At 32.4% G+C, this 15570-nt stretch carries 17 protein-coding genes and 3 pseudogenes; 5 read left to right on the top strand and 15 right to left on the bottom strand.

Annotated features, from left to right (window positions below; translation table 11 throughout):
• Positions 1 to 51: 51 nt before the first annotated feature.
• The 3 genes from ACUXEY_RS12025 to ACUXEY_RS12035 all read right to left on the bottom strand — a co-directional run bounded on the left by ACUXEY_RS12025 (position 52) and on the right by ACUXEY_RS12035 (position 2759).
• Positions 52 to 615, bottom strand: coding sequence for a GNAT family N-acetyltransferase (locus ACUXEY_RS12025; RefSeq protein ID WP_429603442.1), 564 nt, complete (start codon positions 613 to 615; stop codon positions 52 to 54).
• A 39-nt stretch (positions 616 to 654) separates the two neighbouring features.
• On the bottom strand, positions 655 to 1227 hold the full coding sequence (locus tag ACUXEY_RS12030; protein WP_429603443.1) for a YybS family protein: 573 nt from the start codon (positions 1225 to 1227) through the stop codon (positions 655 to 657).
• A 101-nt stretch (positions 1228 to 1328) separates the two neighbouring features.
• Complete coding sequence (locus ACUXEY_RS12035; RefSeq protein ID WP_461300782.1) at positions 1329 to 2759, bottom strand: PQQ-dependent sugar dehydrogenase; 1431 nt, start codon at positions 2757 to 2759, stop codon at positions 1329 to 1331.
• Positions 2760 to 2961: 202 nt separating this feature from the next.
• Here ACUXEY_RS12035 and ACUXEY_RS12040 point away from each other — a divergent pair, with 202 nt between their 5' ends.
• Both ACUXEY_RS12040 and ACUXEY_RS12045 read left to right on the top strand, forming a co-directional pair.
• A complete protein-coding gene (locus ACUXEY_RS12040) occupies positions 2962 to 3219 on the top strand; it encodes a hypothetical protein (RefSeq protein ID WP_461300783.1) in 258 nt (85 codons plus the stop codon).
• Between the two features lie 212 nt (positions 3220 to 3431).
• Positions 3432 to 3881, top strand: coding sequence for an NUDIX hydrolase (locus ACUXEY_RS12045; protein WP_461300784.1), 450 nt, complete (start codon positions 3432 to 3434; stop codon positions 3879 to 3881).
• A gap of 214 nt (positions 3882 to 4095) precedes the next feature.
• Here ACUXEY_RS12045 and ACUXEY_RS12050 read toward each other — a convergent pair whose 3' ends face one another.
• The 8 genes from ACUXEY_RS12050 to ACUXEY_RS12085 form a co-directional block, all read right to left on the bottom strand.
• Positions 4096 to 4284, bottom strand: coding sequence for a hypothetical protein (locus tag ACUXEY_RS12050; RefSeq protein ID WP_461300837.1), 189 nt, complete (start codon positions 4282 to 4284; stop codon positions 4096 to 4098).
• A 177-nt stretch (positions 4285 to 4461) separates the two neighbouring features.
• On the bottom strand, positions 4462 to 5127 hold the full coding sequence (locus ACUXEY_RS12055) for a DNA alkylation repair protein (protein ID WP_429603448.1): 666 nt from the start codon (positions 5125 to 5127) through the stop codon (positions 4462 to 4464).
• A 472-nt stretch (positions 5128 to 5599) separates the two neighbouring features.
• A complete protein-coding gene (locus tag ACUXEY_RS12060) occupies positions 5600 to 6715 on the bottom strand; it encodes an NAD(P)/FAD-dependent oxidoreductase (RefSeq protein WP_461300785.1) in 1116 nt (371 codons plus the stop codon).
• Between the two features lie 126 nt (positions 6716 to 6841).
• Entirely contained in the window at positions 6842 to 7495 is a 654-nt protein-coding gene (locus tag ACUXEY_RS12065; protein ID WP_461300786.1) for a YdeI/OmpD-associated family protein, read from the bottom strand.
• Positions 7496 to 7633: 138 nt separating this feature from the next.
• On the bottom strand, positions 7634 to 8401 hold the full coding sequence (locus ACUXEY_RS12070; protein ID WP_461300787.1) for an arylamine N-acetyltransferase family protein: 768 nt from the start codon (positions 8399 to 8401) through the stop codon (positions 7634 to 7636).
• A gap of 138 nt (positions 8402 to 8539) precedes the next feature.
• Complete coding sequence (locus ACUXEY_RS12075; protein WP_461300788.1) at positions 8540 to 9043, bottom strand: MepB family protein; 504 nt, start codon at positions 9041 to 9043, stop codon at positions 8540 to 8542.
• A 108-nt stretch (positions 9044 to 9151) separates the two neighbouring features.
• Positions 9152 to 9517 carry a DUF4180 domain-containing protein gene (locus ACUXEY_RS12080; protein ID WP_461300789.1) on the bottom strand — a complete coding sequence of 122 codons (366 nt, stop codon included), beginning with the start codon at positions 9515 to 9517 and terminating at the stop codon, positions 9152 to 9154.
• A gap of 155 nt (positions 9518 to 9672) precedes the next feature.
• Positions 9673 to 10365, bottom strand: a complete 693-nt coding sequence (locus ACUXEY_RS12085) for an HAD family hydrolase (RefSeq protein WP_461300838.1) — start codon at positions 10363 to 10365, stop codon at positions 9673 to 9675.
• Positions 10366 to 10627: 262 nt separating this feature from the next.
• Between ACUXEY_RS12085 and ACUXEY_RS12090 the strand changes: the two genes are divergently transcribed.
• Complete coding sequence (locus tag ACUXEY_RS12090) at positions 10628 to 11164, top strand: DinB family protein (RefSeq protein ID WP_461300790.1); 537 nt, start codon at positions 10628 to 10630, stop codon at positions 11162 to 11164.
• A gap of 245 nt (positions 11165 to 11409) precedes the next feature.
• Positions 11410 to 11592 (top strand): hypothetical protein, encoded by a 183-nt coding sequence (locus ACUXEY_RS12095; protein WP_166703836.1) that lies wholly within the window; start codon positions 11410 to 11412, stop codon positions 11590 to 11592.
• A gap of 100 nt (positions 11593 to 11692) precedes the next feature.
• Here ACUXEY_RS12095 and ACUXEY_RS12100 read toward each other — a convergent pair whose 3' ends face one another.
• The 4 genes and pseudogenes from ACUXEY_RS12100 to ACUXEY_RS12115 all read right to left on the bottom strand — a co-directional run.
• Positions 11693 to 12703: an aminoglycoside phosphotransferase family protein gene (locus tag ACUXEY_RS12100; RefSeq protein ID WP_461300791.1), complete on the bottom strand. Its 1011-nt coding sequence runs from the start codon at positions 12701 to 12703 to the stop codon at positions 11693 to 11695.
• 97 nt (positions 12704 to 12800) lie between these two features.
• Positions 12801 to 12884 (bottom strand): annotated as a pseudogene (locus tag ACUXEY_RS12105) (helix-turn-helix domain-containing protein); the annotation flags it as partial.
• A gap of 114 nt (positions 12885 to 12998) precedes the next feature.
• Positions 12999 to 13575, bottom strand: a pseudogene (locus tag ACUXEY_RS12110) (undecaprenyl-diphosphatase).
• A 527-nt stretch (positions 13576 to 14102) separates the two neighbouring features.
• Positions 14103 to 14258 (bottom strand): annotated as a pseudogene (locus tag ACUXEY_RS12115) (ABC transporter permease); the annotation flags it as partial.
• Between the two features lie 263 nt (positions 14259 to 14521).
• On the opposite strand from ACUXEY_RS12115, the gene ACUXEY_RS12120 reads away from it, so the two are divergent.
• On the top strand, positions 14522 to 15478 hold the full coding sequence (locus ACUXEY_RS12120; RefSeq protein ID WP_461300792.1) for an alpha/beta hydrolase: 957 nt from the start codon (positions 14522 to 14524) through the stop codon (positions 15476 to 15478).
• Positions 15479 to 15570 lie beyond the last annotated feature (92 nt).

Here is a 15570-nt window from a genome sequence, read left to right on the forward strand (position 1 = left end):
AATAATAGCATACATATGTAAGAAAAGCTACGTTCAGAGGCATATTTCATTTTATAATTCAAATATTATAGGAGTATCATGTAAACTCTTTTTCCAAATCATATGATCACTTGATTCTCCCCAATAATCCTTCAGTACATAACTAGGTTCTCCAAACTTCTTCGCCCATATACTTTGCGCTTTTTTATATCCACTATCTAAACAGTATTCTGTTATCCCTCTGCTAAGTAACGTAATATACATTGCGTTTAGTAATAAATTACCTATGCCATTTTGTTGATATTCAGGTAGTACAAATACTGTTCCTATTTCATATAAATCTTTAAGAACACCACCTGTACAACTATGAATCAATGTACTTGCTGGGCCGATTTCAATTGTTCCAATGATTTTATCGTTACTTGTATCAATTGCTAATAAAAAATAACGACTTTCTCCGTTACTCTCCAAATCATTTTTCAAATACTGTTTTTTCGTATGTATTTCATTTTCTATGTCATCCAATAATTGTGATAACCCCTCATTTTTAAATGTATGAGTAATAACAAGACGAAAAAACAAATTTAATTCATCTACATCATCCGAATTTGGCCTTCTTATTTTAACGTTATACACGACTTAGATCTCCAATCTTTGAAAATATATGAGAAATTGTTAAGTCCATACTTTATATACTCTATTCAACATTATTCTACAAAAGCCTGCATAAATCCAACAGTATAGAAAGCTCATTATAAATATCGATAGAATAATTTTTATATCCAAAGTCGTATGAACAGTAGGACCTAATACAGGAAATCGAAAAATATCAAGAACGACCATAATTCCTATAAGTAAACATATCGCCGAAAAGGCAACAATCCAAATCCTCCTCTTAAATTGTATAAAGGATACACCTAACGCAATACCTAATAAACCTGTAGTAAAGGGAAAAACAATTAGTTCACTTGGCTCAATAATAAATAATAGGAGAATAGTAAGAATATAAGAAAGTATTCCCGTGCGAGTAGAATAACAAATAGCGAAAAATATAGGCAGCGTCGCAAAAGGACTAATAAATAAGCCGATACCAGGGATTAAGTTCCCAGCAGATTGCAAAATAGCAGCAAGTGAACCGAGTAATGCTGTAATGACTAGCCTCTTTGCGGGCGTCATCTTTCTTTTATGAACAAAATTCATCTCATGCGCAATCATCGGTTGATACCAATAGTTTCTAAAGTGATTCATCAAAATCCCCCTAAAGATACTTAATTTATCACTTTCTATTTTTATTCATACACTTATAGCTTATTAGTTACCTTCTTCTAAATCTGAGAGTTTATTTTATATTAAGGAACGATTTCAAAAATAGTACCTTTGTTAAAATCAGTTACTTTCATAGAACCGTAAACTCCTAAATATAATCTAGTTTGATCCAAATTTGTTCCTAAACTCATATAATAAGCTGCCTGTTCACCGAAATTATAATGGGTTTCAATAACATGAAAGTCAGTATGTTTACCATGCGTACCAGCCCTAGAAAAAGCTAACGCACCTTTTACTGAAGACTGAGATTTTTCTTTTCTAGCCAGATCAGTAAACACAATGCTACCCGTCAAACTAGGAATGGCAGTTCCCATATACGGCTGAACTCCAGTAAGTGAAGTTCCTTCAAATTTATCTGGTCTGGAATCTTTATGAAAATAACTGATTAGTGGCTGAATACGCTTTGCGGATGTTTCTATTGTTTCATTATAATAAGCCATAATTCTCTCATCTAAAGTAGCATTTTCAGAACAGTGCCTTATAAAAGAAGTAGGTAATTCTCCTTCCCATCCCCTCCACCCAAAATTTATCAATCTATATTGTTCAGGAATATCTCTTATTAAATGGGTTTGAACAAGTTCAGTAACTGGTATTGGTTTGTATTGAACAAATGAAAAAATAGACTCTACTATATCCTGTCCGACATTCCCGGCATATTTGATATATTGATTATAAAGCCTTTGGAATGAAATACCTGTTATATTCCGAACGCCTTTTGCAATTACTGTAAGTGTTTCTTGTAGAGATAAAGGAAGTTCATTAAAGCGTGTAACTACTGAAGGATTGGTTATGGATGTATCTCGACTTATATCGATTTCAATTATTTTACCCGCAATTTCTAAATCATCTTGGCTTAAATTAAAAGGATCATAGCCAGAACCACCATCTCCATTTGTAAAAACAAGTTTTCCAGTCTCAGGTGAAAAGTTTAAACTATTTACGCCGTTATGATTAAAAAATGGCCTTCTTATATTAAGTAAAGTTCTTCTTTTTTGAGGTTTACCATTTGATTGTAAAATCCATTCTTCAATCGTATCAATATGATCATATTGAGTATCTCTATTTGTCCACTTTAAGTTTAGAGTTTTTGGGTCACACGGATTCGGTTTAAATTGTTCTGAAAGTGCACCTGGTCCTTGGGTCCCGGCTACTGAATAATGAAGATAAAATAAGCCGTTATCATTAAATTGTGGATGGAACGCTAGTCCGAGCAGGCCCCGTTCATCATACCCGCTACTAGAAACACCTTCTTCAAATGTGCCTAGTTTAATAATTCGGTGACGAATATTTAAAAATGTCTTTATAGCTCCGTCACCTATGTAAAAAACCTCGCCTAATTGGGTTGCGATAAATAGTCTTTCAGCTGATTCACCTGGAAGTATTGCTGTTTTTATTACAGTTGGTAAATTTATGTTATGAACGATGGGCCGTAAACGAACTTTGACTTTTGTCAATTAACTGTACACCCCTTTTTATTCTTTTTAATAGAAGAATATGATTAAAGTAGTTCAATTAGTATCAAAACTATAGACTTGAAAGCGTGATGTCTCTGTTTGTACAAGTTTGTTTTCTAATTAGCATCAATTAACTTACATTCCTTTTTATTACATATTTTGATATGATATAACTATAAAATATAAATTAGGGGGACAATCCATGGCAATCTTACTACAAATCGTCGTACCACTTATATGTGCAATATACTTTTTTACCCTCTATCGTAATGGAATTTATGGATCAGTTACATTCCTTTTAGCGGTCATGATAGGGATTTTCGGTTTAGAGAATATCTTTCAATATGCTAGTTTAACAGATCATACTGTTTATCCATATTGGGGAAGTTTGAAGGCTGTAATCTTTATTTTATCAGTGGTGGTTTTATTCAAAAGAACCCCCACTTCATATAGTAATTAAATATAAATAGACGTATCGCCAGCATTTCGGAGAAAAAACACGCAAAGTAAATTTTGACAAGAAAAAACAGTTTTTTTAATGAAGAGCCGGCATCATAAACCTACATTATTAATGGAGAATAGTGATGTCGGCTCTTCATCTACTAAATCAATAGGATAGAGAATAACTGACTCAAATTTATTTAAAGCTTATTTCCGGGAAGAGGTTATGCAATGAGAGCGCCATATCAAGTATTAATATTTCCTTATATAATAACTGATGATTCTATTCAATATGCTATTTTTAATCGAAGTGATTATGGTTATTGGCAAGGAATAGCTGGTGGCGGAGAAGATGGTGAGACTCCTTCTGAATCAGCAAAACGGGAAGCGTTTGAAGAGGCTGGTATTTTAAGAGAATTCCCTTATATAAAATTAGATTCTGTGTCTTCACTACCAGTAGAAGATGTAGTTGGAGAATTTCTTTGGGGAGATGATGTTTATGTAATAAAAGAATTTTCTTTTGGAGTTAAAGTTCCTACAAAAAATATTTCATTATCCAAAGAACACTCCAATTATAAATGGTTATGCTTTGAGGAAGCAGTAACGCTTTTAAAGTGGGATAGTAACAAAACAGCATTATGGGAATTAAACAAAAGGTTATTAAAACAATTACAGTATTAGCAAACCAAGCCGTAAGTGAAACAAGAATTAAACAACTTCAAAACCCTTGCTACACTTCATATGCAGCAAGGGTTTTAATTTTTCTATTTCCCAATTAGGTGTAAGTATAGAAAAAATATGAGACATACTAAATAACTAACTATAAATTTTTTTTATTTTCATCCCCCCAATTAGTCCGTTGTTTAAAATTTAGTTGTTTCACAGTTTCTTTATATTATGAAACAAACTCACATTTCAAGGTATTTCGATTTACTATAATATATTTACTTGTTGATGTATTCATTACTTGAGACACTTCCTTGGTATGCGTTACCTCAAACCAATCATTTTGTATATCCACCAATAATTTTATCTCCTCATCACTTTTCCCATATTTTAAACCACTATACGATACTTTCGTGATTGTGATCGTTCCTTTCTTAATGATTAATATGTGTCATACAATCTCTTTTTATATTACTTATTTCTATAATACTATACATTATTGAGATGCATAGTATTATAGAAATAATACAATTATTGAGGTATTAAATTCCTTTATTTTTTTGCATTAAACCTTAATAAATTATTCAAAGGTAACTTAATCATTATGTCGTTTGTTAACTTCAATCGTAATGAACTCCGGCAAATAGTTGGGAGTACACCCTTTTGCTACTATTACATCTTTGTAAAGACCTGTTTTCTCACCAAGTTTAATACAACGTGCACGATTCTTTTCATCATAAACACCTATCCAGCCTGCGGTGAAGTTCATAGCCCATTGAACTTCCGGTTCTTCCTGCGTAATATTAGCTTCTAATGCAGATAGCAAGTCTGCGGTGTTATCAGGCGGTGTTTGTCCAGTCCATCTCAATCGCCCTTGATAATACCAAAAAGCTCGCCTTTGAAGAGCAGAAGGACTATTTTCCCATGACTCCATCAATGCAATTTTCTTCTTGTCTTTGGTGAGCTGATTAGCCATTAACCAATCCATTAAGTTATTTCGCTCATCAAAAGTGTGAGTCTGCATCCCCTTATCAAGCTTATTTAGCACATCTTGTGAAAGAAGTTTTTTGTCCATAATTAAGATTGCTAATAGCCTGGGCAAAAACTCTTCGGTTGACCAAAGTTCCATAGCTAGTTCGTGATCTTTTTTAATGTCCTTCGCGATTTTTCGTAAGTCGCCTAGCTTTGTTTTACTATTGATCTGAGATAGAATGTTTTCTGCTTTTGAAGAGCGTTTTATTTCTGTATCTTTTTCATTCATTTTATACAACTCCTTTATTTAAGCACTGTTTCATAATATGTCCTTGACGGGATATATCAAGAACTTAATTTCATTATAAATCTTATTGCAAACGTTTTTTCATTTTGAGGGAAATTCGTCTCCTTAACTTGATTGCAATGTATGGTGCCCCCTAACAATTAAGAAAAAGCTGATTTTATACATGGAAATAAATATAAGTCTATGACCTATTTTTACACGTATCTCGGCTGTACCCCAATTATACTCATCATATCTCGCCCACTTTTTCATCTAAATATTTCAAACACTCTTCCATTTTATCTTTTTTATATAAATTTCGCGATTTAAATCAATTGTCTTCAATTAACATAACCATCTTATCTGTAGTCAACGATGCATATTTTTAATGGGAGTAATTAAAAATATTAGCTTGATGGGTATGTCGTGCTACTCCAAACAAAAAAGATTAGGAGCGAATCCTAATCTTTTTTTATTATTCAATTGCACCCGCAACGTCATAATCGTTTAAATTTAATTCAATTGTTTGGCCAAGTGCTAGTTTAGCTAATTCAGATCCTAAATATGGGCCGGCAGTTAAACCTGAAGCTCCTAATCCGTTCGCAACGAGTATACCTTCAAAGTTAGGTAGTGGCCCAATAACAGGTAAGAATCCTGGTGTAAATGGTCTAAAGCCAACTCTCGTTTCAAGCATAGTACCATCTTCTAAACCAGGTGCAACTGTTAATGCTTTTTGGAATACTTCATGTAAACCACCTGCTGTTACACGATGATCGAAGCCAGTTTCATTTTCATGGGTAGCACCAATTACGACATGACCATTGTCAAACGTTAAAATGTATTGATCGTTTGGTGGCATAACAACTGGCATATTTTCTGTTGCTGTATTTTCCGTTTGCAGATGAACAATTTGTCCTTTTTGGAATGTAACTAAGAAATTGATCCCTAATGGATTTAATATTTCATTCGCCCATGCGCCTGCAGTTACAATTACCTTTTCTGCTACCATTGTTTCGTCATTTACTTTTACTCCAGTAATATGATTACCTTCACGGACTAATACTGCATCACCTTTAATAAAAGTTGCACCATGTTTTTTCGCAGCACTTATTAATGCGTTACGTAATGATCTTCCATTTACTCGTGCAGCACCACTAATATGAACAGAACTGTATTCTTCTGATAATGCAGGGAATAATTTTTTCGTTTCTTCAGCTGATAAACGTGTAATTTCTCCAATCTCTGGTGCATCTTCACGTCGTTTATAAGCGCGTTCTTCCATTTTATCTAACTTTTTCTCATCCGTATGTAAACTAATTGCACCTACACGTTTGTAACCTGTATCCGTTTCACCGTCTTCTTCTAATTGCTGAATTAAAGAAGAATAGTAACGCGCACCACCTTTAGCGATTTTATACCATGCTTTATTACGACGCTGTGAAAGCCATGGACATACAATACCAGCTGCTGCATCAGTTGCTTGACCTAATTGTTGGCGATCCACGATAGTAACGTTCGCACCTGCTTTAGCAAGATGATAAGCAGTAGACGCCCCTAAAATTCCAGCTCCAACTACAATATACGATTTCATTTCAAACACCTTTTCTCTTTTGCTAATTATTTAAATATAAGAACATACTTTAGTATACTGAAAGGAATTCTTTTTTCAATGTGCTAAGTGTAATTAATTGTTGCGTCATTGTGACTTTCCTAATCGTTATTTTTTCTTCTTACGGAATAGTTCAATTGTTTTATAGCCTTGTGAAAGGATTTCAATCATTTTCTCAAGACGTTTATCGCGTGTTTTTTCTTGTTTTACAGAAAATAAATTACGTGCCCAATCTTTTTGATATCCCGGTGTTAAACTTTGATAAAACGTAAGTTCATTTGGGTGATTAGCCAATAGTGCTTCAACATCTTTAATACGATCTGCATAATCGGCAACACATTGACTCATAGCAGGCGTTTTCTTCTCTTTTTTCTTTTCACGCTTTAAACCTACAACAGTAAAGACATCGTCCATACTTACCATTCGTGTAAACTTAATATCACTTTGTCCTACATACCCATCTTCGCCAACATTTAATGCTGGAAACATTTCATCACGGTGAATAAACGTACTATATCGAGAATTACCTTTTTTCGGATACGCGAAGAATATATAGCCTTTTTCAATTAGTAATTCATCATTACTAACAATATAATTCGTTTGTTTCACCATTTCATTAAGTGTTTCTACAAAAACAAAAATGGCATCGTGACCTATGGAAAATGCAGTTTCTTCCCCTGTAAAAATGTCATAATCACTAGGTTCATTAATTACGACCATATTTGTATACTTATTAAGTTTCAATTTATCAATAATTGACATAAAAATCTTCCTTTACATTCAAAATTCATTGTTCATACTGTTCTAGTGTATTATATCTATTAAGAAAATCAAACTTTAATAGTAGTTTTAAAATAAAGTAGCCGATTCTGCATAAGAACCGGCTAGTTATTCGTTACATCACAACTCAATAGCAAATAAAGTAAATAAAAGCTCTCTATATAGATTTTCTGTAATTTCACGTTTCACTTTTTCACCATGAATGATTTCAGTTAAACTAGTATTTGTTAAAGAGACATGGCCAGAGTCCGTTAATTTGACTGCGATTGAGCCCTTATTGAAAATAGATTTCTCATCTTCTATTACTCTTCTTTGAACATCATTCACTACTGCCTCATCAATGATACGATTATAAAAAGCATGGCAAACTTTCCACTCTCCGTTCGTATCTTTTCTTTCTAGAACGTAATTTCCTTTACTCGTGTCTCGTTTTTTCACTCGATACGTACCGTTTTTAGAGGAAACAGAATCTCCAGTAAAAGGTACAGGGATTAAAGGTACTAAAGAAGCAATACCTACATCAATTAAGTATCGTACGTTATCATGATTTAAAATAATTGTTATATGCCCATCCTCAAGTGCCCATGCGTTTATATCATTTTTATATACAGTACCAAGTGCAAGCTGTACATCATAACCACAATCTTGTAAAAAGTAGTAAAAAAGAGTATTTAATTCATAACAAAGTCCTCCGCGGGATATAGTTAAAATTTTATTCTGTAAATTTTCCGTAGTAATTGTATTCGCATTACGTGCTATAACATCTAAATTCTCAAATGGTATAGTGTGTGCAAATGCAAAGAGAATTGTATTTAATTCTTCAAACTTCACTTCAGTACGGTTTGCAAGATGCAATCTTGTAAACATCTTTTCTCGTAGACTTGTCATAGTCAGCACCCCTTAACATGTATAAGTTAAAATAGTATATGCTGATTGTAAATTTGATGGAGTACTGAAACAATTTACATTTCGTTTAACTGTACCGGTACAAAAATTCTAACTCGCAAGATTACTAAAGAAAAGAAGCTACAAATAGAAATGTAATAGTTTATCTATAGGTAAATGATTATGATTGCTTAAATCAACAAAATATTGAAGTTGCCACATTTGGCTCTTTTTAGCTTGGTTGCTAACAGGAGTATCCCAAACTGGATAAACTCTCATAGCCATCTTTCCTTTTTGACTTTGAGTTTTCAATATTTTTTCTTTAAGTAGAATTTCTTTAGGGAAAATAAATTGTCCTAATTTATTTTCACCTATACAAGTGATAACTAATAGGTCAGGAGCAGCGTCAAAAGAAAATGCTTGATTATGCATATTGTCATCTTTCTCCCAAAAAGAAACAAATTGCCCAATTTTATTAGGGGTAATTTTTGATATTCTAAAACGAATGCTTTTATGATTTAAGTGAAATAAACATCCCGCATATTCTGCGTTTTGCTGTTCTTCTTTTAGATTCGTAATTATTAATTCGTTAGGTTTGTAAATTATATTGTTTAAATTTTGGATTACATCATTAAATTTGTTCAAAAAAACTCCCCCTTTATTCATCTCTTATTTTATCACAAACATTAGTTCTTATATGTTGTAAATAATAAGCGAAGTGAAAAAGAGGAATATTTTACTGAGGTATTATTGCTATAATGTACTTAGTTTTTCAATTGCTTGTTGTTCAGTTGCTAAGTAAAAAATGTCTTTCCCTTTATTACATTCATAAATAAAATCCTTTAAGTTTTTGCTAGTATACATAGTGAAATCTCCAATAATAGCAATCTTTACCTTGTAGTTTATAAACTTTTGAAGGATATCACCGGCAAGGCGTGTTTTTAAGTCAAAGAAACTTTCGCTTAGTAATGATTTGTCAATAATAATATGTTTCGCATCCATCTCATATTGAACTGTTGCCATAAGATCCAATGCCGTTTGAACATCGGATATTAGTACTTTATCATTTTTTATGAGCGCAATATTTATTCCGTTAATTACTACTTTCTTTATTTCCATAGTATCACTCCTCCATAATTTTCTTATCATGCTTTGTTAGTACATTTTAAAATACTAATATTTGCAGTGGAAAGAGATTTAAGTGTTTCTTTGTTTTTATTTTTTATTTATATTACGGTAAATGAAATCTTTGTAATTATTACCCCACAATATTTTCACTTATTATAAAAATATTGTGGGGTAATATAACTTAATAAACTATCAAAAGTATCAATCTCAGAATACGGTTTTATTTCAGTCTTATTTGTGATTCTATGAGGGTTAAACCATATTCCTTTTATATTTGCATTTTGAGAACCAGCAATATCCTTTTCTAAGTCATCCCCAACAAATAAAGTATTTTCCGACTGTACATTTAGCTTATTTAATGCTAGTTCGAATATACGTTTATCAGGTTTACTCAATCCTACTTCTTCAGAAATAATAATCGTATCAAAGTAATTGTTTAAATTTGTGTTAATTATTTTAGCTGTTTGTCTATGCGTTGAGCCGTTTGTTATAATTCCAATTTTAAAGTGACTCTTTATATGGTTTAAGAAATGAATAGTATTTGGGTCTATTGAAAAACATTTAGGGAAATTTTCATTCCAAAAATCTTGGATATAATTGCGTGGCAATCTATACTTCGGCGGGAATTCATCAAACAACGATTCCAAAACTATCGTTTTATTACTTATGCCGTATTCCCTTTTATCATATTCTTTGAATTGCTGTAACATATTGTTTTTGACTGTATCACTAACATCCTCATAACACTTTTCTAAAACTAATAAAAACAAGTTATCTACTGCCTTATCCCTATCAAGTAACGTATCATCTAAATCAAACAGCATGGCTTTACAATCCATCATATAATTTCACAACCTTTCTTTATTTCCATACAGATCAAAAAAGCAATTAATATTAATGAACGATATTCTAGAGTTAAATCGCAAATCCTTTTTCAGTTTATTATTTAATGTAAAAGCAAACTATTTCCACGTGTTACGTAAGCTTGTAAATTCTTTAGAAAAATACAATGTTTTTAATTTCAACTTCAAATTTTCAGATTAATTCGACCCCATTTTATGATAATCTGTACTTAAAGATTAAAAACAAAGGAGGATTCGTATGCAAATAAGACCAAAGGCAAGTGAATATAACCCGTATTATGCAACGTATATTAACTTGGTATCAGACGGAAATATCATACATATTCTAGAACAACAGATACAGGAAACGAACCGTTTATTAAAGGAGATTTCTGATAGTGAGGGACTTTTCCGATATGCTCCTAGTAAATGGAGTATAAAAGAAGTAATTGGTCATATAGCAGATACAGAACGTATTATGGCGTATCGTTTGCTATCTATCGCTCGAGGCGAGAAAGCAGAACTTCCAGGCTATAAAGATGAAATGTATGTTCTTAAAGCTGCTTTTGATAAGCAATCTATACAAGATCTTCTTGAGAACTTCATAGTTGTTCGCCAATCTACCGTACATTTACTTAAAAGTTTAGATGAAGAGGCTTGGTTACAAAGAGGAAATGCGAATAGATCTGAAGTTACAGTTCGTGCATTAGCATACATCATCGCTGGTCATGAGCTTCATCATCTACAAATTATAAAAGAACGTTATCTTGGTTCTAATGTATATCCAGTAAGTTAATAAATTGAAGAAAAAGAGTCCTATTTATGTAGGGCTCTTTTTCAGTATTTATAAAGGAGTAGTGTTAAATATTATTTATGAGTATATAATATTAGTTTTCTAAATGTACAAAGAGAATATGGTTAGCTTTTAGAGCCGTGAGCAATTTTTATTAAATTCAGCACGCTAGCCACTTTTATTCGGTACATAATTTCCTTCAGACTGATATACTATAAACACAATATTTCTAGAAAGGTGATGATATTATGTATGAACAACAAAATAATAGGGATAGAGATCAAAAAATGATGTTTTCTATGCAAGGAGTTCCAACAAATAGAGTTAACATGAATCAATTACCTAAATGGATTAGAATTTTCGGTTATTGTGCGTTTGGTTGGTTGATACTATTTAGTTTAATTATGATTGTAGGTTTAATTCTGCAATAATACTTATAAAATGTTTACGGGAAAGTATTCATGGATGTAAATAGGTGCATTGAATATATCGGCCCATTCAAAATGTTGACTTGATTAAGGGATTTCTATTTTAATCAATAAGATCTGCTACTGAATTCGTGTACGATTCTACCCATTCATAAAATGGAAGTTCATTATCCCAGGTGACCATATTCATTGCTTTTGCACAACCCCAATCTAGAAGTCTTTGATGAAGCATATGTACTTTAATACGTTTTTTTATATCCTCTTTCCCTTCTAAATTTTTACAATACAAATTAACTAAATGTTTTGCGATATTACCTTCATTGTTATCTATATAGTAGGTAATCATCTTTATTAGATCAGAAACGGGATCTGCAAAATATGAATTTGTAAAATCAAAAACACCACCCAATTCCCATCCATTGTCACCTAAATATATTAAGAAGTTTCCAGGTTTAAAATCACCCATTACAAAAGTTGGAGTAGATAAATTTTCAAAAGCCCCCTTGGATTCGTCTAATAAAGCTTCCACCCATTTTAAATCCTTCTCCGTAATTTTCGAGTATTTTTTGGCATCCTCTAACCAAAATAATATTCTATTGAAAAGCCATTGCGTGTATGAATTTTTAAAGGGAATTATCTCAAGTTTTTCCGTATTAAGTTCACCAAATTCGTTGACTTTCCAATTATGAAATTCAGATAATGTTTTAGCGATTAATTCGGCTATTTTAAACTTGTCATTTAATTTGAGATTAGCTTTCAAATATTTTGAGTTTAGATGTTCGCCTTGAAGACAAGGCATTAGTGCATAACTCCAACCAAAAATTATATCCGAATCATCAATTATATATGGCATAGGGACAGTCACGTTTGTTCTTTTATCGATATTTTCTACAAAGAACTTTTCCTCAACCAATTGACCATCATAAAGTGGATTTCCTTTAAAAACATACTCTCCTTCTGTTGACGAGACAAACATAGTTTGGCCCATAGCTCCATGTGCTGTTTTTTTCGATGAAATGAGTTTACCCAAATTAAATTTATTGAGCATCGATTGTAATTGATCATCATTTATTATTCCTAATTTATTGGATGCAAAGATTATTTCTGCAGTCATATGAGGCCCCCAATTCCGCTTTATCTTTAAATTAACTTCCATATAACAATGATTTCGTTAACCATTTAAAAATCCCCTTTAGCAGAATAAAGATTAACTAATTGTTCATTTCTATTAACTTTCTGTATAACGATGCTCTGGACACATTTGTAATTTCACAAATTTGATTTAAAGTCATGCTTAAATCAAGTAAAATATTTTGTTACTTGGACGTACACCCACTCCTTATCACCTTTGTGGATATAAATAGTTGCATCTTGCGGAAAATAGTAATGAGGATGCGAAAGAGGGATACTCAAAATCCATTTGATTTGTTTTTGGGTGGTAAAACATGTTTCTCTACTCTTTCATATAGAGTAACTAATTGATTGATAAAAGAAAATCTCGGTACTAACCAATACGAAAATAACGCTGAAACACATCCTATTAAAGCCCCTATTGCAACGTCAAAAGGATAATGAACCCCTACCCAAATACGAGAAATCGCTACACAAAATGCAAGTATAAGCCATAACCAACCAGCTTTTTTATGAACAACCCAAAACGAAAAACAAATTGAAAAAAAATGAATTATCTACAGTATGGTCTACAAGTTTATTTACATCAGGCAATACTGCAAAAGGTTGATAATTTAAATGAAATTTCCCTGCTATTTTTCCAATCACCTCAGCAATTACAAAAGCAACCATCGCTTGAATAACCATCATCCTACTTTTTCTAGACCTAGTAAACCAATAAGCTAAAACAATTAAAGCTAAAATATATACCATATATTCTGCCAAAAATACCATGGTTGAGTTTAGAAATGAATATTGTTTACCTAAATCATTAATTGCTCGGAAAATATCAATATTGAATTGTGAAAAAGACATTTTCAAATCCCTCCTTTATAATAAGGTATTTAACTGATTGCCATATTCCTTCATTACATGAATAGTTTTGATTATTGTACTCATCTAAAAATACCAACCTTCTTGTACGCTTATAATTTTATTATGGGGAAAAAAGGGTTAAATGGAACTTAACTGCTTCTTAACTATGTGAGTGTACTGTTTTCTTCCTCTAACATGACGTTTTCACTTAAAAAATAAGCGGCATACCTTCGTAAATTTCGACTAACGTTTATAAACACGAGTTGAGAAGACTTCATCTTCCTTCCCTTCCCACGTTTTTTAAAATTTCATAAAAATAAGTATCACCATGAGCATGACATCTCCTTCTTCTTTCTTCTTTCTTCTTTCTTCTTTTTCACTATAATAAAAAAAGAAAAAGGAAAACATCGAACTTTCTTACAAACATTCGGGCATTCTTACAGTTTTGTCATTTTTCATGTTTACTGAAGAATCTAAAGCGGCGTTTAATCCTGATACTTATTATACTGGTAAGAGCCCTTATACAGCGGTGTATGGCGGTTTACAGGAACATGCACAGTTTCGTAAATACCGATAATTTCAACTTCAAGGGTTTCCTTCTTATCCTCTGATTGCACTTTAACTTTGTCTCCTACTTTCAAATTGTTTAATTCCGCTAATCTTTTTTCCATTAAAATGTCATTAAAATAAAAAAGATCATCACTTGGTTTAGTTAGAAAACTAAGTGTACATAAGTACAACGGCATGAAAACACTTTGTTCCTAAATCCACTACTTGTATTATTGGTTGCGTGAAACTCCTTCTTGAGAAAGGTTTTATTTTCTGAATATTCTGTTGACTGTTATAACATATTCCATTTACAATTTAATTGTGGTGTTCTTTCACAATTAAACTACTTAGAATACACTTCATTTATTTGAAAACAATTACAAATAGAGGTGCTAAAATGAAAAATAGAGTAAATCCAGAATTATTACAAGGGTTAGAGATGTTTCCGGATCTCGATTTACGCCCGGAAAACTTGCAATCAATTAGAGAAGGAATAGCTCAAATGAGGCCACCTACCGTTGTTGATGACTCCCTTTCGTTAACAGATGAAGTCATTGTTGGACCAGATGCTAATCCTTTACCATTAAGAATTTATCGTCCAAAATCAAATCATAAATCTTTACCTGTCTTATTATGGATACATGGTGGTGGTTATATCTTAGGTTCTATAGATGATAACGATGATACTTGTATGAGGTTTGCAAAAGAAGCTCGCTGTGTGGTCGTATCTGTAGACTATCGCTTAGCTCCTGAACATCCTTACCCAGCACCAATTGAAGATTGTTATGCAGCTTTAAAATGGATTGCTGATAATGCAGAGTTATTAAACATTGATTCGAATCGAATTGGGGTTGCAGGAGTAAGCGCTGGAGGTGGACTAACAGCAGCATTATCATTATTAGCCCGAGATCGAAAATACCCTTCGATTTGTTTACAAATGCCACTCTATCCAATGATTGATGACCGAAATAATACACCTTCGGCCAATGAAATTAAAGAGGGATTTGTTTGGAATCAAAAGGCAAATGAAGCTGGTTGGAAAATGTATTTAGGAGAAATGTATGGAACGGATCAAATCCCTGCCTATGCAGCACCTTCTCGAGCTGAGGATTATAGTGGCTTACCATATACCTACACATTTGTTGGTCAATTGGATCCATTCCGCAGTGAAACATTAACCTATGTAAGCAAACTAGCGCAAGCTGGTGTTGATGTCGAATTTCATTTATATCCAAATGCCTATCACTGGTTTGAAGGATTAAATCCAAATGCTGATGTATCTATTTACGCTGTGAACGAAATGATACAAGCAGTAAAGACTGGTTTCAAAAGAGTATCTAAGGTTAAGGCTTAATATCTTTACAAGAGAAACACTCATAAATAGCATACATTTGTGAGTGTTATTATCTATTAGCAATAGCCGATTCTTATTTAGAATCGGCTATT

Source organism: Bacillus sp. F9_6S_D1_P_5 (assembly GCF_054823925.1).